The organism is Streptomyces amakusaensis, assembly GCF_039532665.1.
GTDB lineage: Bacteria > Actinomycetota > Actinomycetes > Streptomycetales > Streptomycetaceae > Streptomyces > Streptomyces amakusaensis.
Genome location: NZ_BAAASB010000028.1, coordinates 25,869 through 41,910, shown reverse-complemented (window position 1 = coordinate 41,910; position 16,042 = coordinate 25,869). Strand labels below are relative to the sequence as shown.

Genomic DNA, 16,042 nt, shown 5'->3' with positions numbered 1-16,042 from the left:
CTGGTGCCCGGCCCCGCGTTGACGCCCCCACTCCCGGTCAGGGCCGGCCGCCCAGCAGCTTCCCCGCCCGGTCGAAGGCGCTGTCGCGGTCGGCGGCGAACTCCTCATCGGTGAAGACCGGGGTGGCCAGATGCGGAGGGATGCCCGGACCCTCGAAGGAGAACCCGCGAGGATTGGTGTACTTCTCGTTGGAGAGCCCGAACTGCCAGCCGTTGGGCAGCGAGCGCGCCAGGGTGTCGGAGAAGACCCCCTGGGTGTTCTCCCCGATACGGGTCGTGGGCGAGGGCCGCTCGGACAGCGCCTGGGTGAAGGTCTCCCCGGCGCTGACCGTCGCCCCACCGGTGAGCAGCGCCACCGGACCGGTGTACCGGGGCACGCCCGCGGCCGGCTTCACCCGCAGGGTCTGCCGCCGGGTGAACCGCGTGTCGTCGTGCGGATCGTTGCGCGCCTGCTTGGCGAACGCCGCGTACGGACGATCCGTCAGCCGGGACGCGATCTGGAGCCCGAGCCCGTCGAACCCGCCCGCGTTGACCCGTACGTCCACGATCAGCCCGCGCCATGCCCCCGGCCCCGAGGTGCGCGCCCGGGTGATGATCCGGTCCAGGACCCGGGCGAGTTCGGGGGAGTCGGCGGCGTACGCGGGGGGACCGGCGGTGTACGCGAGGAAGCGGCTGATCCGCAGATAGCCGATGCCGCCGGGCAGGTCCGCGTAGCCGATCGCGCCGTTGGCGTACTCGCGCAGCGGCTTCCCGCCCAGATCGCGGCGCTCGACGAACTCCCTGATCCGGTCGTCGTACTCCTCGCTGGGATCGGCCGTCCCCGGCCGGCCGGTCTGGAAGAAGCGGGTCAGCTCGGGGGTGTTCGCGGCCAGCGCGACATGCCCGTCCCGCAGCGGGGTGACCATCTCGCTGAGAATGTCGAACAGTTCGCCGGGAGACGTCCCGGCGTGGACCCTGGGCCGGTACTTCGCCCGCGCCGCGTCCCAGTCGACCCCCCGGGCGGCGAAGAACGCGTAGTTCTCCTCGAAGGTCTGCCAGAAGACGTCGAACGTGGCCACCGGATCCTTCTCCGGCGTCCGGCCGCACCGCTCCGGCAGGGCGTCGACACGGCGCATCCGCCGGGTGTCCACCGCGGCGTCCAGACTCAGGGACGCGCGGTCGCCCGGTCCGGGCCGTACGGTCAGAACGATGCCGTCCACCTCGAACCGGACCGTGCCGCCGGGGCCCGGACGGCCTGTCTGACGGGCGGTCGTGCCGGGGAGGCAGCTGACGGCCGTGGTGTCCCAGCCGCGCAGCACACCGTCCGCGATCACGACGCTCATGCCGTAGCCGTCCACCTCCCACACCCCGTCGGCGGGGCCGCCCGCCCGGCCCGCCGACCGGGTCTCCGGGGCCGGCGGCGCGGCGGCGGCCGTGCCCACCGATCCGGCCAGCGCGAGAGCGGTCCCCGCCGCCACGAACACGCACCGCCCGGCCCGGCGGCCGGATCTGCGGCGTCCGGGCCCGCCGCGCCCGGCGGACGTCACTGATGTCACCATGTCTCTCCCTCGATCGGTCGGCCCTCATCGTCCCCGGCACGGCGCGACCGCCGCGTCCTCCCAGCGGTGCGCGAAGCATCAACCAGTAGCCGTACAGATCGAGTTGGCACCCCTAGGGGCAGCCCCGAGGCGCAGGGCGCCCGAGGCGGGGGTGACCCCGAACTCCGGCCGGGGGCGAGGCCCTCCTCAATGAGGATTCGGGGCGGCCGGGGGGAGCGTGAGGATGAGGTTGTCCGCCTCACCCGGCAGAAGGGCCAGCTCTCTCGATGAACGGCAATCCGATGAACCGCCGAACGGTACTCGTGGCGGCCGCGGCCGCTCTCGCGGTCTCCGCGGCACCCGCGTCCGCCGTGTCCGCCGTGCCCCGGCGGGGGAGCGCACCCGGCGGCGGACACCCGCAGGCCGAGGCGCTGCGGGCGGCGCTGGCCGGGCTCCCGGACGGGGACGCGACGAGCGCGGTGGTACGGGCCGGCGGGCGGGACGGCCGCTGGGAGGGGAGCGCCGGGGTGCGGGACGTCCGACGGCCGGGCCCGGCCCTCGCCCACGGCCGGTTCCGCGCCGGCTCGGTGACCAAGGTCGTGACGGCCGCCCTGGTGCTGCGCCTCGCCGCCGACGGCGCGATCGACCTCGACCGGCCGGTGACGCACTATCTGCCGGATCTGCTGACACCGGCCTTCGAGCCCATATCCGTACGGCGGTTGCTCAACCACACCAGCGGCATCCGGGCGGGCGACGTCGGCTTCGGCGAATCCTGGGAGGAGCGGTACGCCCACCGCTTCGACACCATCGACCCGCGGGAGGTGGTGGCCTCCGGAGTGGCGAAGGGACCGGAGTTCAGGCCCGGCACTCAACAGCACTATCTGAACGTCAACTACACGATCCTGGCCATGCTGGTCGAGGAAGCGACCGGACGGTCGTACGAGGAGGGGGCGGCCCGGTACGTCCTCGGGCCGGCCGGAATGCGGCACACCTCGTTCCCCGGCGACGATCCGAGGCTGCGCGGCCCGCACAACCGGGGGTATCAGCTGGTCGGCGGGGCACCGGTGGATGTGACCGAGTGGAATGTGGCGGATCGCTGGGCGGCGGGCGACATGATCTCGACCGTCGACGATCTGGAACGGCTGATGACATCGCTCTTCCGCGGCAGGATCGTGCCGTGGAAGCAGCTGCGCGAGATGTTCACGGTTCCGCCGGGCATCCCGGGCGCGAGCCGGACCGCCGGAATGCAGCGCTTCATGATCGACGGCGTCGAGGCCTGGGGCAAGACCGGGGCCCGCCCCGGCTACAACTCCGCCTTCGTCGCCACCCGGGACCTCTCCCGCACGGTCGTCTACTCGGTCACCGGCACCGACGCGCACGCCCAGGGGGAGCGCGTCGGCCTGCGCTTCGGCTTCCCCGCGCTGCTCCGGCCCGAGCCGGCCCTCTCGGCCCCCTCGGCCACCGCGTGAGCCGAACGGACGCCGGGGCGGGGCCGCGTGACGCGCCCCCGCCCCGGCGGTGTTGCGTCACCCCCCGGTTCCCTCGTTCCACGCGCCCACGATCATCTCGGTCGTGAAGCCGGGGCCGAACGCGACGACGAGGCCGGGCGACGCGTGCTCGGGCGATCCTTCGTCATGGTGACGCCTGAGGACGTCGAAGACGGAGACGCTCGACGTGTTGCCGATCCGCGCCATGCTCTCCCGGCTGTGCCGCAGCGCGCCGTCCGGAAGGGAGAGTCCCTTCTCCACACCGTCCATGATCAGTGGGCCGCCCGTGTGGGAGACACAGAAGCCCAGGTCACCGGGTTTTGTGCCGAACTCCGCGAGGAAGGACTCTATTTCGGGTATCACCTTCGGCACGGTGTTGCGGACGCGCGGATCGGTCTTGAAGTGGAACCCCCGCTCGGTGGTCTGCCCGGCTATCACCGACTGCGACGCGGGGAGGAGATGCTGTCTGGCACCCCACATATGGAATCCGGTGGAGGCGGCGTCGGCACGGCGGAGCACGGCCGCCGCCGCGCCGTCGCCGAAGATCCCGTTGGAGATGAAGTCGCTCAGGGTGGACTCGTCCGGCTGGAACGAGAGGGAACTCAGCTCGGCGGCGACGGCGAGGACGGTCGCGTCCGGGTAGGCCTGAAGGAAGTTGAACGCCTCCGCCATGGCGGACACCCCGGCCGCGCAGCCCAGCTGCTGGATCGGCGTCCGGCGCATCGTCGGCCGGCAGCCGATCTCCTGGGCGATGTAGGCGTCGGGTCCGGGCAGTGAGTAGCCCGTGCAGGAGACGAACACCAGGTGGTCCACCTCCGCCGCCGCGACGCCCGCCGCGTCGAGCGCCTGCCGGGCGGCCTCCGAGCCGAGCCGGACGACCTCCTCCGCGTAGGACGCGTTGCGGACGCCGAAGGAGCGCTCGGAGAAGATCTCCTCGAGCCCGGCCACCAGCCGCCGGGTCTCCACCGTTGTGCTGCGTATCAGGCTCAGTCCGCGTTCGACATGGGGGACGTCGGCGAAGAGTTCGCCGAGCGCCGTGACAATCTCGTCCTGTGTCACCACGTGCTCGGGTACCACGACGGCGGGGCGGGTGATCGCGACATGCGTGCTCGTTCCGCGCGCCGGGGGGTGTGTCGCTGACAAGGTGATCTTCCCTTCCAGGGGCTTGGCGTGATGCGTGTGGGGGGATCGCGGGACCGGAGGGGGCGGGCCCACGACGTGACTCCAAGCGCAGGCCCACGACTGTTCGAACAGTCATGCGCCTGTCAATACCTTTACGGGGAATCATGAGTACGCGGACGGTTTCGCGACAAGATCAACTTTCGGACGCGGCCCCGGTGTCATGCCCCGGCCGGGCCCCGGGGGCGGATCATCACCTTCGGTGAACGATCAACGAATGTCTCAAACTGATCGTCTCGTGCCTTCCAAATCACCCCCGAAGGGGTGTGGTTCCGGCTCTTCGGTGTGCGGAGCGGGCTTTCTGTCGAGCGGGCCAAATGGTGAATATCGGTGTCAGTGGATGAGAAAACACAGCAGACCGTGCCTGATGTGCCACTTCACCTTGGAACCGCAGGCGCTCTTCCGTCTCGCGCCGTGGGTACGAGGATGAGGGCCGCCGCCGCTCGCCGTCCGCCCCGCCCTCGGTTCCGGCCAGTCTGCGGCTCTCGGCCCCCGCACACGCCGCGGGGCTCTCCGAGGGGCCGGATGTTCGGAGAGCGGCCGTACGCGCCAACCGCCCCCGGGGAAGAGGGCCGCGGATCGCGCCAGAGTCATGACCGGTCTGCGCATGTGCCGGCTCGCAGCCTTCGGAATCGGGCATTCTCTCGCTCAGGCGCGGCGACTGCGGCGGTCTCCCGTCGCGTCCTGCCCGAACCCGACCGGAGACAAGGAGAGGCCATGGGGTGGCAGTTGGAGGAGTACGGGTCGTCCCACGAGGGCCGGGCGGGCGCGGTCCTGCCCGACGGCAGCGAGCCCAAACCGGTGTACATCGACATCGGCAGCGGTGCCGACGTGCACAGCACCAGCGAGTGGTGGGCGTACGACGGCACGCTGGGAGCGCCGAAGGCGGACCGCGTGCGCGGCTCGTGCTCCTGCGGCTGGCGCGGCACAGCCCTCTATCCGCTCGACTGGTCCCAGGTGGACGAAGCCGACCCGGACGACTTCGACCTCTCGGGCCCCCACCGCGACTGGCTGCGGCACCTCGCCGATGTCGAGTCCCGCTCGGTGCCGCTGCCCACCGGACTCGCCGATCTCCTGGAGCGGCTGGAGCAGCAGCTGAGCGCCCTCGCGGACGACGCGCCACTGGCCGCGCTGAAGGCGGTCGCCGCGCTGGAGCGCACCACCCACCGCGTCGGCCGGATCGCCGCCTATGCCGCGGAGGCCGACGAGATCCCGTGGGACGTCGTCGGCAAGGCCCTCGGCCTCGCCGAGGACGACGCCCGCTCCCGCATCACCCACTACAGCATCCGGCGCTGAGGCCGCCTCACCCCGCGGTGACGCCCGAGCGGACGGCGAGCACCGCGAGGCGGGTGCGGTTGTCCCGGCCCGCCTTCGCCATCGGATTGGCCACATGGGTCTTCACGGTCGGCACCCCATGTGCAGCCGGTCGGCGATCTCCCCGCCGGACAGACCCGCCCCGAGCGGAGCCGGCACCTCGCGTTCACGTGGGGTCACGGACCGCGCGACGGTCTCCGCCACCCCGCCCGCCGGGGCGGAACCGGCCCGGACCGCCGTGGTGGCCGGCGCCCGGATCCGCGTCGAGGACGACCTGCCGGGCCGGCCGGCACCTTGAGCGCCGGAACCGTCTCGGCCCCAGCCCCGAAAACGGGGAACCGCGGTGGGCGACGGCACGCCCACCGCGGTCGTCACACGTTTCCGTGCCGGCCGTACTCGCTGTACTCGTTGTACCGCCGGATCAGCGGACGTCGACGTCCACGCAGGCGTAGAAGGCGTTGGGGGTGTCGGCGATGTTCCACACGGCGAGCACCTTCTGCCTGCCGCTGAGGCCGCCGAAGTCGACCTGGTGCGACACGGTCGCACCGGGCCGGGCGCCCCCGTCGTCGAACTCCGCGATCTGCCGGCCGCCGGCGTAGTACTGCCAGGTGCTGGTGGCGTGCCGCGCGGTCAGGCGCCAGTTGAAGGTGGTCGAACCGCTGACGGGGGTCACCTTCCACCCCTTGCCGTCATTGTCGAGCTCGGAGAAGAGGGACTGCCCACCGCTACAGCTGCGCAGGCCCTTGGGTCCTTCCACGCTCTGGGGTTCGTACTTGATGGGTCCGCAGGGGACGGTGCCGGCGGCGCACTGGGCCTGTCGGCTGGGAGGGGAGGAGATATAGCCGTGAGCACTGGCCGAGCTTGCCGGCAGGCTCACGGCGAGGAGGGGTGCGATCCCCGCGCCGATGACGAAGGCCAGCTTTTTCTTCCCGTTCATGTCCAGCTCCTTCAGCTGTGGAGGCCCCGCGGCTCCTGCCGGGCCTCGCCGAGGGTGGTGACACGCGCTTCGCCGAGCGGCGGCCGGCGTTCTGGGGGTACCGGCGGCCGTGGACGTGACGGCGAGGACGTATCGACCCTTGGTCTGGACCATACCCTTGTCAGGTCACTGTCAAATAGATCGGAAGCCGCCATTCCTTCGGGGCGCCGGGTACCGGCCGCCGGTCGCCCCGCCCGAAGGGCCGGTGCGGTCATGGAAAACCGGTCCGGCCCGGTGTGATCGCCGAGGATCACACCGGGCCGGACCGGAAGCGCGGGAACGCCGGGCTATCGCACGGTGACGTTCTCCGCCTGGGGGCCCTTGGGGCCCTGTGCGACCTCGTACGAGACCTGGTCGGCCTCGTTGAGGGACTTGTAGCCCTGCGCCTGGATGGCGGAGAAGTGCACGAAGACATCCGGGCCGCCGTCGTCCTGCTGGATGAAGCCGAAGCCCTTGTCCGCGTTGAACCACTTCACTGTGCCTGTAGCCATGCTGCTTCCCTTTCGGAGGTGCCGGACGCCTCGAAGCGGGTACGGGACCGCTCCTGATCAGCGCACATCACGGAAGGTACGAGTTCGGCCACCGATGGCGATACGGGGAACTCGGACACCCGAACGCATCTCATGGCCGGAATTCGACCTCTTGTCGATCGGGCGCGCGCTCGGCTCCCGCGGCGGCGGAGGCGTACCGGCCGGCGGGGGCGGGGGACCGGCTGCCGACAGTGATCATGGGCCCCCGCGCTGCCCGCCGTCGATGGACCGGCTCGGCCGGCATCCGTCCAGCTCACCGGGTTCCCCGTGCGACACCGGCCGGAAATCGATGCTGATCGCATGTGTCTCGGCGCTTACGCAGCGTTCGTACGCCCGGTGCGGTCGGGTGAACCCCGTCGAACGGCGGGGGAGCGAGGGAGGGGGCGGGCCGGCCCGTCGGGCTCGACGCCCTGCGGAACGCGCCGTTCGGCTGTCCGGAAAGAGGCCATCGACCATGCCCGCAAGGCGAGTTGGCCGATGCCCGCGAGTCTGGGGAACCGTCCTTGACCTGCTGTTTCGGGGTGTCGGGCGGCCCTCGGGCGAGGGTCGCGAGGGGGTGGTCGCACGCCGTTTGAATGGCCGAAGTAGCGTGGGGTTAGCATATGAGCGCCGCCTAGCTCGAAAGAGAATCCTGTGACTGTCAACGAGGACTCGTTCACCAACTGGAAGAACCGCGAAGAGATCGCGGAGTCGATGATCCCGATCATCGGAAAGCTCCACCGGGAGCGGGACGTCACGGTCCTGCTGCACAGCCGCTCCCTGGTGAACAAGTCAGTGGTCAGCATCCTCAAGACCCACCGCTTCGCCCGGCAGATCGCCGGCGAGGAACTCTCGGTCACCGACACGATGCCGTTCCTGAAGGCCCTCACCACGCTCGATCTCGGCCCCTCCCAGATCGACATCGGCATGCTCGCCGCGCTGTACAAGACCGACGACCGGGGGCTGCCGGTCGAGGAGTTCACCGCCGAGACCGTCGCCGGGGCCACGGGCGACAACAAGATCGAGCGCCGCGAGTCCCGCGATGTCGTCCTCTACGGCTTCGGCCGCATCGGCCGCCTCCTCGCCCGTCTGCTCATCGAGAAGGCCGGCTCCGGCAACGGCCTGCGGCTGCGCGCCATCGTCGTCCGCAAGGGCGCCGGCCAGGATCTCGTCAAGCGCGCCTCGCTGCTGCGCCGGGACTCCATCCACGGCCAGTTCCAGGGCACGATCACCGTCGACGAGGCGAACAACAAGATCATCGCCAATGGTCACGAGATCACGATGATCTACTCCGACGACCCCACGACGGTGGACTACACCGAGTACGGCATCAAGAACGCCATCCTCATCGACAACACCGGCAGGTGGCGCGACCGCGAGGGGCTCTCCAAGCACCTCCGCCCCGGCATCGACAAGGTCGTCCTGACCGCGCCCGGCAAGGGCGACGTCCTCAATGTCGTCCACGGCGTCAACCACGACATGATCAAGCCGGACGAGCAGATCCTGTCCTGCGCCTCCTGCACCACCAACGCGATCGTCCCGCCGCTGAAGGCGATGGCGGACGAGTTCGGCGTGCTGCGCGGCCATGTGGAGACCGTCCACTCGTTCACCAACGACCAGAACCTGCTGGACAACTACCACCCGTCCGACCGCCGAGGCCGCTCCGCGCCGCTCAACATGGTCATCACCGAGACGGGTGCGGCCTCCGCCGTCGCCAAGGCGCTGCCCGACCTCGACGCGAGGATCACCGGCAGCTCGATCCGCGTCCCCGTGCCGGACGTCTCGATCGCGATCCTCAGCCTGCGGCTCGCCCGCGAGACCACCCGCGAGGAAGTCCTCGACTACCTCCGCAATGTGTCGCTGACCTCCCCGCTCAAGCGCCAGATCGACTTCATCAGCGCCCCCGACGCGGTCTCCAGCGACTTCATCGGCTCGCGCCACGCCTCGATCGTCGACGCGGGCGCGACCAAGGTCGAGGGCGACGACGCGATCCTCTACCTCTGGTACGACAACGAGTTCGGCTACTCCTGCCAGGTCATCCGTGTCGTCCAGCACGTGTCCGGGGTGGAGTACCCGACCTACCCGGTCCCGGTGGCCTGATCCCGTAGGGCGGCCCGGCCGGGGGCCTTCCCCGGCCGGGCCGCCCGCCCTGCTTCAGCCCTTTCAGCCGATCTTCGCGCCGTACACCTTGTCCACCGTCATCGTCAGCAGCACCCGGCGGTCGGACACCATGACCGAGCGGTACTCCTCCCAGTCGGGATGCTCGCCGGCGGCGGCGCGGTAGTAGTCCACCAGCGCCTGGACCTCGGGACCCTCCGGATCCGTCCCCGGCCCCACGAGCGTGGCCGTCCCCTCGGCGGTCGCCCACGATTTGCCGTCCTCGCTGGTCGCCTCCAGCGAGGCCCGTGCGTCCCGGCGCAGGTTGGCGACCTTGGCGGTCCCCTCGCTCATGGACACCCGGATGACGCCCGCGGCCCGGTCGTACGAGGGCATGACCGGAGAGAGCTGGGGCCGGCCGTCGGACTTGATCGTCGCGAGCACGCCGAGCCGGCTGCGCGCGAGCAGCGCGTGCGGATCGTAATCTGTGTCTGCCATGTCGGCCCCAACCCGCCTCCCCCACCCCGTATTCCGGGTACCGGCATCCGGGGGAACCGCCGGGACCGCCCCGATACACGACGGATACCCGGCCGAGCGGCATCCGACGAACGGTCTCCGCGACGTCGACACACCGCTCCCGGAGAGTGACCGGTACGCGCCTTCCCCGCGTGCCCGTCCCCTCCGGAGGCACCGCCATGCACGACCAGCCCGACCACGACCCGCCCGTCGCCGGTCCCGCCGTCATCCAGGACGAGCGCCCCGTACCGCGCTCCGGGGCGGACGGCCCCGCCGCGCCGCCGAGGGCCGTACGGCGCAGGGGCGTACGTACGGCGGTACTGGCCGCGCTGTACGCGGCCGTCCTGATCGCCCACCCCCTGATCCCCAACGGGAGCCACCGGTCCGGCAGCCTCGTCGAGACCTTTCTGCCCTGGTCCGGCCTGGCGATCCCGCCGCTGCTCCTGCTCGCGCTGTTCCGCCGCTCCTGGATCGCACTCGCCGCCGTGACGCTTCCCGCGCTGGCCTGGCTGTATCTGTTCGGAGGCTCGCTCGTCGACAAACGGGAGAAGGGCGGGGAGCTGATCGTGGTCAGCCACAACATCGGCGCGGACAACCCCGATCCGGCGGGGGCCGCCCGCAGGCTCGCGGACACGGGCGCCCAGGTGATCGCGGTGCAGGAACTCGCCCCCGGGGCCCGGGAGACGTTCCACCAAGCCCTTGCTCCCCGCTACCGCCATCACACGGTCCAGGGCGGGGTCGGTCTCTGGAGCACCTATCCGATGACCGGCGCGGAACCCGTGGACATCATGCCGTGGCCCCGCGCCCTGAGAGCCACGCTCGATACGCCGAAGGGCGACGTCACCGTCTTTGTCGCGCATCTGGCATCGGTCCGGGTCACCCCGGCGTCCGGCTTCACCACCGACCGCCGCGACGCCGCGGCCCGGCTTCTCGCGGAGGCCGTCGACCGGGAGCGGTCGGAGCGGACCCTCCTCGTCGGCGACTTCAACGGAACGGTGGCCGACCGGGGGCTCGCGCCCGTGCTGCGCGGGATGAAGGCGGCCCAGGAGACGGCGGGCGACGGCTTCGGTTTCACCTGGCCCGCGCGGATGCCCGTGGCGCGCATCGACCACATCCTCGCCCGCGGACTCCGGCCGGTCTCCGCGCGGACCCTGCCCGCCACCGCCAGCGACCACCTCCCCGTGAGCGCCTCCTTCACCCTCTGAACCCGGGGCTGAACCCGGGCCCGGCGAGTGTGCTGCCGGTGTTGGAGAACCGTCCGTCCGCACCCGGCCCTCGCGGCGGCGACCGCGGCGGCCATGGTGGTCGGAGACCACAGTCGGTACGGTCTGGTCCGTAGGGGCTCTGCCCGAGGCGACGGCGGATGGGATGCGGTGCTTCATGGTCACGAACTGCCCGCGCTGCGGTGGGGCGATGAGACAGGGCCCCGGCGGGGACTGGGTCTGCGGGACCTGCGCCACGGGCCGGGACCCCGAACCGACCGTCAAGCACCAGGCGTACCAGTACGTCCGGTGCGACAGGTGCTTGCAGGTCCGGGCGCTCACCGGGCCGAACGGGGGCTATGTGTGCGGTCTCTGCTCACATGTCGTGGAGCCCATGGGGTACGCCCGGGAGCGCGAGGAGGGCCTGCGGATCGTGGCGGCGGCCCGGATCGCCCGCACCCGGGCCCGCAGGGAACAGCGCGCCGCCGGGGGGCCTGCCGAGGACGCCGGGGAGTAGGGCCGTCGGCCCCGCTTCCCGCACGAGCGGGAAGCGGGGCGGCGGTCATCGGGTGCGGTAGGCGTCGACGGTGGTCTGGGTGAGGGTGTTTCCGTCGGTGTCGGTCAGTTCGGCGCGCAGCGAGACACCGGTGTCCGCGGGCGGGTTGCGGAAGGTGACGGCACCCCGGGTGACGGGGAGCCGGGTCCAGGTGGCACCGCCGTCCGTGGACGTGGAGACCGTGAGGGAACGGGTCCGGCCGTTCGCGGCGGCACCCTGGACGGTGACGGGGATCCGCAGGGCCGTGCCGGCGGGAGCGGTTCCGGTCAGGCTCAGACCGGGGGAGAAGCGGACCGCGCTCAGCGGAAGCGGCGTCGGGCCTGCCGTGGTGGCGGAGGCGAAGGTCCATACCGAGGTCACCCGGGTGGCGGTGCCGGGAGCGCCGGTGCGCCGGGCCGTGCCGGTGAGGCGGTGGGCGGCGCGCCCCGGGGGCACGGTGAAGGCGGCCCGCCCCGGGGCGCTGGCCTCCGGCGCGACGGGCACACCGTCGCGGTGCAGGGTGAACGAGACGGTCTCGTCCGGGGCCCGTTCGACGGAGGTGTGGCCTTCTCCGTCGGCGAGCAGCGGGAGGTCCACGGAGATCCGGCGGCCCTCGCGCACCGCGCCGGGGCGGCCGGTGAGGTCGGGGCCGAAGACGGCGTTGTCGAAGGTGAGCGAGGTGGTCTCGCCCGCGCGCACGCGGACGCCGTCGGCGTGGTAACGCCTGGCCGTCGCGCCCGACGCGTCCCGGGTCGCGTACATGAAGTCCCAGGTGCCGCGCTCCGGTGTCACGAAGTGGGTCGCCGTGCCGGGGGTCTTGACGGTGCCGCCGTATCCGACGGTCGGTCCGGCGCTCGGCGTCACGAAGACGTTGGCGTACCCGCTCGTGCCCGGTGTGGCGGCTGCGCCGACGCGGACGGTGGCCAGGTCCCGCCGGGCGGGGTGCCGGGTGAGGCCGGTCAGGGCGCGGTCGCCGGTGAAGGCGTAGCCGAGGGAGTAGACGCCCTTCCCGGCCTCCCAGTGGCCGTCGAACCACTGCCGCACCGACCCGGGTTCCGCCGCGGGGCCGAGGTGGGCGACGCGCAGTTCCGCGCCGCCGGTGGAGACGTTGGGGTGGTGGGTGACGCCGTTGTGGGTGATCTCGGCCAGCATCATGCCGACGTAGAGCTTCGCGGCAGGGTCGGGAGGACGGACGTCGACGGCGGCGGTGGTCCGCGCGTCGACGGTGACCGTGGTGTCGCGGTCGAGGTCGAGACGCGGCTGCACGATCCAGTCGACGCCGTCCGCCGGCTCGCTCTTGTGGAGCGCGCTGTCCAGGGCGTACCGCCCCCGGGGCAGCCGGACCGTGGTGGTGCCGGACGCGTCGTGCGGCTTCACGGACTTGCCCGCGTTCGGCCCCGAGAGGCCGTGCACGCCGGTGAGGTAGTCCGCCGTGGCCCGGCCGGCCCGGTCGAGATGGTTGATCGTCAGGGTGTAGGTCCCGGGCGGCTCGGCGGAGGCCGCAGTGCCCGAGGCGGGGATCGCGCCGCCCACCAGGGCGACGCTGACGGCCAGGGCGCGCAGGACGCTCCGGCGGGGTGCGGAAGGAATGGTCATGATGTGCACTGCCCTCTGGAGCGCCCGAGTTCCATGAACTGGATCACATCGGCCGAACGCCGGCCGAACGCCGGCCGGACACCGGCCGGTCCGCGTAGGGTCGGAAGCGTGATCATTTGGCTGAACGGAACTTTCGGCGCGGGCAAGACCACCACCGCGAAAGAGCTGACCTCCCGGATCCCGGACTCCAGACTCCTCGACACCGAGAAGGTCGGAGAGATGCTGTGGCACGTACTGGGCGTGCCCGAGCGGGACTTCCAGGACTTCCCGCCCTGGCGGGGCCTGGTGGTGGAGACCGCGCGGCAGGTCCTGGACCATGTCGGCGGCACCCTGGTGGTCACCCAGACCGTTCTGGTCGAGCGGTACTGGCAGGAGATCCGTACGGGTCTGGGGGCGGCCGGCATCCCGGTGCACCACTTCCTGCTGGACACCGACTGGGACACCCTGGTCCACCGTATCGGGACCGACACGGTGCCGGAGAGCGTCACCGCCCGTCAGTGGCGTCTCGATCATCTGCCGGAGTACCAGGAGTCCCTGCCCTGGCTCCGCCGCGAGGCCGAAGTCGTCGACACCACCGGGATCCCCCCTTCCCGCGTCGCGGAGATCATCATGGCGAGGGTCGAGAGCGCGTAGCAGGCGCTCGAACTCCTGCCCGGTCGGCCGTGCCGCATCCAGACGTTCGGCTCCTGATGCACGCCCTCGTCGGCTCCACACATATGGCGGCGGGCCGGGAATCGGCCGCCTACCGGCGTCGCTCCCACCGCTCCCGGGTGAGTTCGTACTCGACCTCGCCGTGCTCGGAGCCCTCGATCACCTCGGGCCAGTCGCCGGTGAAGTTCCGGAGGAACGACAGGCCCGATTTCTCCATCACCCGGCGGGACGCCGTGTTGACCGCCATGGTGTTCGCCGTCACCCGCTCCACCCCGAGGTCGGTGAAGCCCTTGTGGATCAGGGCCCGCGCACCCTCCGTGGCGTATCCGAGGCCCCAGGCTGCTCTGTTGAGCCGGTAGCCGAGTTCGACGGCGCAGGGGCCGGGGTCGTCCAGGGGGCGGAATTCGAACCAGCCCAGGAAGGTCCCGGTGGCCTTCTCCAGGGCGGCCCAGTAGCCGCGGGACCCGGTGCGGGCGTGGTCGAGGAGGAACCGGGGCAGGGTGTGCGTCCGGATCGCGGTCAGGGTCGTCGGGCGGCCTCCGTTGATGAAGCGCATGACGTCGGGGTCGTTGTCCAGGGCGAGGAGGCGGCCGGCGTCGGCCTCGGTGAACGGGCGCAGTACGAGACGTTCGGTCTCCAGGAAGACGGTCATGCCGCGATCCTCATCGCGGGCGGTGGGCACTTCCACCGAATAACCGAGTACGCGCGACACGGCCGCGGCCTACCGGGGGCGGCCCATCGGCAGCAGGTACTGGAGGGGCCGGTCCAGGTCGTCCAGTCCGAACACCTCGTGGGCCAGGTCGTCGCGGAAGCCGCCGAGCGGGGTGGTGGCGAGCTCCAGCGCGGTGGCCGCGAGGAGGAGGGACTGCGCGAGATGGCCCGCCTCCAGGAGGCCGAGGCGCAGGGCGCGCAGGCCGTAGCGCTCCCGGAGCAGGCCGAGGTTCGCGTACAGCCCGAGGAGTACCGGGAGCCCGTCCGGGGCGATGCCGTCGGGGTCGCCGGGAGGACGGGAGAGATAGGAGGAGAGGGAACCGACCTCCTGGCGGGTGGGCGCGGGGCCGATGAGCCGCAGGGACCGCCGGTCCGGCAGGCACTGGTAGGTGCCCGGGGGCAGACCGTCGACGTCCAGGGCGATCAGCCGGATGCCGGCGGTGTAGAGGGCCCCGGCGCTCGGATACGGGCGGTGGCGCATCCGCCGCTCGCTCCCGTCCGCGAGAGGCTGCACCGAGGTGTGCCCGGAGGCGTGGGCCCCCCACAGCAGGGTGCCGAGCGTCCTCGCGTCCAGCGGGCCCGTCAGCGCGCCGCGCCGCGAGACCCGGCCCGTCATCACCGTACGCAGCCCCGTCTCGGGGAGGGGATCGGCGGGAAGGGGGATCTCGGCCCGGTCCCGGACGTCGTCGCCGGGTGCGGGCCCGAAGAGCGAGGGCGGCAGCTCGCGGGCCGCCGAGTCCTGTTCGCGTCCGAGGTGGAACTTGCTCCGCTCCAGATACTGCCGGTCGGGGGAGAGATGCCCGGCGGGGAAGTACGAGGCGTCCTCGCCCCGGTCGAGGAGCGTGCGCGCGGCGAGGCGGCACACGGCCCGCTCCTCGTCGGGCGCGGTTCCCAGCCGGTTGAACAGCATGTGCAGCTGGGAGGCCCACACCTGCGGACGGTTCACGGAGGGCACGAGGGACTTCAGCGTCTCGTCGGCGGCCCGGACCCCGTGGTACCAGTCCAGCAGCGGGGCGGGGGCCGTGCCCTCGTCCAGCCCCCGCCGTACCGACTCCGCCCGGGCGGCGAGGGCCTCGCGCTGGAGCGCGTAGACGAGATTGACCTTGGTGTGGATGTGATGGGGGGCGAGCAGCGGGACATCCTCGGCCCATCGCCAGCCCGCCGCGTGCCGCCGCAGCCACCGCGCCGCCGTCAGCGGGTCCATCCCGCAGGCGAGGGCCGTGGTGTGGGCGAGATCGACGGCGAGGGCGAGCCGCGCGCTGCCGCGCGGCGCTCCGGCCAGGGCTCGCACCGCCACCCGGCTGGAGAGGATGAACACCTCCTCCGCCACCGGCAGGGCGTCCGGCCCGCCGTACCGCGCGGTCTCCGGTACGTACGGCTCCGGGCGGACCTCGGCATGCCGCGCGTGCCGCTCCGGAGGGCTCCCGTCCGCCGGCTCCGGCGGCGGGTCCTCGGCGACCGCCAGCCGTTCCGCCAGGCGCGCCAGCGTCCCCGGCAGCGCAGCGGCCCCGGCCGGGTCGGCTCCCCGCACCCGGACGCGCAGATGCGGTCCGCCCTCGTCGTAGCGGATGTAGAACCAGCCGGTGGCCCCGCCCCGGGCGACGAGCCCGTCGAGCAGCGGGGCCAGCTCCTCGTGGAGGAAGGCGTCGTTGTCCTCGGGGGCGGACCGCAGGAAGCAGTGGAGGCTCAGCCAGCCGTCCGGGCCCGCCGGCCCGCCCCCGGGCCGCGCCGGGGGTGCTGTCGTCACAACGAT

The 16,042-nt window shown here is 72.1% G+C and carries 14 protein-coding genes; 6 read left to right on the top strand and 8 right to left on the bottom strand.

Annotated elements, in window-relative coordinates; translation table 11 throughout:
• Positions 1-37: 37 nt before the first annotated feature.
• Positions 38-1,537: a S41 family peptidase gene (locus ABD371_RS32705; protein ID WP_344485285.1), complete on the bottom strand. Its 1,500-nt coding sequence runs from the start codon at positions 1,535-1,537 to the stop codon at positions 38-40.
• Positions 1,538-1,818: 281 nt separating this feature from the next.
• On the opposite strand from ABD371_RS32705, the gene ABD371_RS32700 reads away from it, so the two are divergent.
• Positions 1,819-2,985 carry a serine hydrolase domain-containing protein gene (locus ABD371_RS32700; RefSeq protein ID WP_344485282.1) on the top strand — a complete coding sequence of 389 codons (1,167 nt, stop codon included), beginning with the start codon at positions 1,819-1,821 and terminating at the stop codon, positions 2,983-2,985.
• Between the two features lie 57 nt (positions 2,986-3,042).
• Here the strand turns inward: ABD371_RS32700 and ABD371_RS32695 are convergent, their stop codons facing one another.
• Entirely contained in the window at positions 3,043-4,146 is a 1,104-nt protein-coding gene (locus ABD371_RS32695) for a type III polyketide synthase (RefSeq protein WP_344485279.1), read from the bottom strand.
• A gap of 753 nt (positions 4,147-4,899) precedes the next feature.
• On the opposite strand from ABD371_RS32695, the gene ABD371_RS32690 reads away from it, so the two are divergent.
• The gene (locus ABD371_RS32690) at positions 4,900-5,478 is read left to right on the top strand and encodes a hypothetical protein (RefSeq protein WP_344485276.1); all 579 of its coding nucleotides are present in this window, start codon (positions 4,900-4,902) and stop codon (positions 5,476-5,478) included.
• Positions 5,479-5,917: 439 nt separating this feature from the next.
• On the opposite strand, the gene ABD371_RS32685 is transcribed toward ABD371_RS32690, so the two are convergent.
• Positions 5,918-6,433 (bottom strand): lytic polysaccharide monooxygenase auxiliary activity family 9 protein, encoded by a 516-nt coding sequence (locus ABD371_RS32685; RefSeq protein WP_344485273.1) that lies wholly within the window; start codon positions 6,431-6,433, stop codon positions 5,918-5,920.
• Between the two features lie 326 nt (positions 6,434-6,759).
• Positions 6,760-6,963 carry a cold-shock protein gene (locus tag ABD371_RS32680; RefSeq protein ID WP_190125554.1) on the bottom strand — a complete coding sequence of 68 codons (204 nt, stop codon included), beginning with the start codon at positions 6,961-6,963 and terminating at the stop codon, positions 6,760-6,762.
• A gap of 672 nt (positions 6,964-7,635) precedes the next feature.
• Here ABD371_RS32680 and ABD371_RS32675 point away from each other — a divergent pair.
• Entirely contained in the window at positions 7,636-9,081 is a 1,446-nt protein-coding gene (locus tag ABD371_RS32675; protein ID WP_344485268.1) for a glyceraldehyde-3-phosphate dehydrogenase, read from the top strand.
• A gap of 63 nt (positions 9,082-9,144) precedes the next feature.
• Here ABD371_RS32675 and ABD371_RS32670 read toward each other — a convergent pair whose 3' ends face one another.
• Entirely contained in the window at positions 9,145-9,576 is a 432-nt protein-coding gene (locus ABD371_RS32670) for a PPOX class F420-dependent oxidoreductase (RefSeq protein WP_344485265.1), read from the bottom strand.
• Between the two features lie 197 nt (positions 9,577-9,773).
• Here ABD371_RS32670 and ABD371_RS32665 point away from each other — a divergent pair, with 197 nt between their 5' ends.
• Both ABD371_RS32665 and ABD371_RS32660 read left to right on the top strand, forming a co-directional pair.
• Positions 9,774-10,799, top strand: a complete 1,026-nt coding sequence (locus ABD371_RS32665; RefSeq protein ID WP_344485262.1) for an endonuclease/exonuclease/phosphatase family protein — start codon at positions 9,774-9,776, stop codon at positions 10,797-10,799.
• Between the two features lie 208 nt (positions 10,800-11,007).
• Positions 11,008-11,313, top strand: coding sequence for a hypothetical protein (locus ABD371_RS32660; protein WP_344485259.1), 306 nt, complete (start codon positions 11,008-11,010; stop codon positions 11,311-11,313).
• 45 nt (positions 11,314-11,358) lie between these two features.
• On the opposite strand, the gene ABD371_RS32655 is transcribed toward ABD371_RS32660, so the two are convergent.
• Positions 11,359-12,927 (bottom strand): serine protease, encoded by a 1,569-nt coding sequence (locus ABD371_RS32655; protein WP_344485256.1) that lies wholly within the window; start codon positions 12,925-12,927, stop codon positions 11,359-11,361.
• A 108-nt stretch (positions 12,928-13,035) separates the two neighbouring features.
• On the opposite strand from ABD371_RS32655, the gene ABD371_RS32650 reads away from it, so the two are divergent.
• Complete coding sequence (locus ABD371_RS32650; RefSeq protein WP_344485253.1) at positions 13,036-13,560, top strand: AAA family ATPase; 525 nt, start codon at positions 13,036-13,038, stop codon at positions 13,558-13,560.
• Between the two features lie 109 nt (positions 13,561-13,669).
• On the opposite strand, the gene ABD371_RS32645 is transcribed toward ABD371_RS32650, so the two are convergent.
• Positions 13,670-14,230: a GNAT family N-acetyltransferase gene (locus ABD371_RS32645; protein WP_344485250.1), complete on the bottom strand. Its 561-nt coding sequence runs from the start codon at positions 14,228-14,230 to the stop codon at positions 13,670-13,672.
• Between the two features lie 69 nt (positions 14,231-14,299).
• Positions 14,300-16,036 carry a thiopeptide-type bacteriocin biosynthesis protein gene (locus ABD371_RS32640; protein WP_344485247.1) on the bottom strand — a complete coding sequence of 579 codons (1,737 nt, stop codon included), beginning with the start codon at positions 16,034-16,036 and terminating at the stop codon, positions 14,300-14,302.
• Positions 16,037-16,042: the final 6 nt, after the last annotated feature.

What these genes read in the sequence shown, in the direction of transcription:
- ABD371_RS32705 (WP_344485285.1), bottom strand. Translation starts at nt 1,537, where the DNA reads ATGGTGACATCAGTGACGTCCGCCGGGCGCGGCGGGCCCGGACGCCGC.
- ABD371_RS32700 (WP_344485282.1), top strand. Translation starts at nt 1,819, where the DNA reads ATGAACCGCCGAACGGTACTCGTGGCGGCCGCGGCCGCTCTCGCGGTC.
- ABD371_RS32690 (WP_344485276.1), top strand. Translation starts at nt 4,900, where the DNA reads ATGGGGTGGCAGTTGGAGGAGTACGGGTCGTCCCACGAGGGCCGGGCG.
- ABD371_RS32685 (WP_344485273.1), bottom strand. Translation starts at nt 6,433, where the DNA reads ATGAACGGGAAGAAAAAGCTGGCCTTCGTCATCGGCGCGGGGATCGCA.
- ABD371_RS32680 (WP_190125554.1), bottom strand. Translation starts at nt 6,963, where the DNA reads ATGGCTACAGGCACAGTGAAGTGGTTCAACGCGGACAAGGGCTTCGGC.
- ABD371_RS32670 (WP_344485265.1), bottom strand. Translation starts at nt 9,576, where the DNA reads ATGGCAGACACAGATTACGATCCGCACGCGCTGCTCGCGCGCAGCCGG.
- ABD371_RS32665 (WP_344485262.1), top strand. Translation starts at nt 9,774, where the DNA reads ATGCACGACCAGCCCGACCACGACCCGCCCGTCGCCGGTCCCGCCGTC.
- ABD371_RS32660 (WP_344485259.1), top strand. Translation starts at nt 11,008, where the DNA reads ATGAGACAGGGCCCCGGCGGGGACTGGGTCTGCGGGACCTGCGCCACG.
- ABD371_RS32655 (WP_344485256.1), bottom strand. Translation starts at nt 12,927, where the DNA reads ATGACCATTCCTTCCGCACCCCGCCGGAGCGTCCTGCGCGCCCTGGCC.
- ABD371_RS32645 (WP_344485250.1), bottom strand. Translation starts at nt 14,230, where the DNA reads ATGACCGTCTTCCTGGAGACCGAACGTCTCGTACTGCGCCCGTTCACC.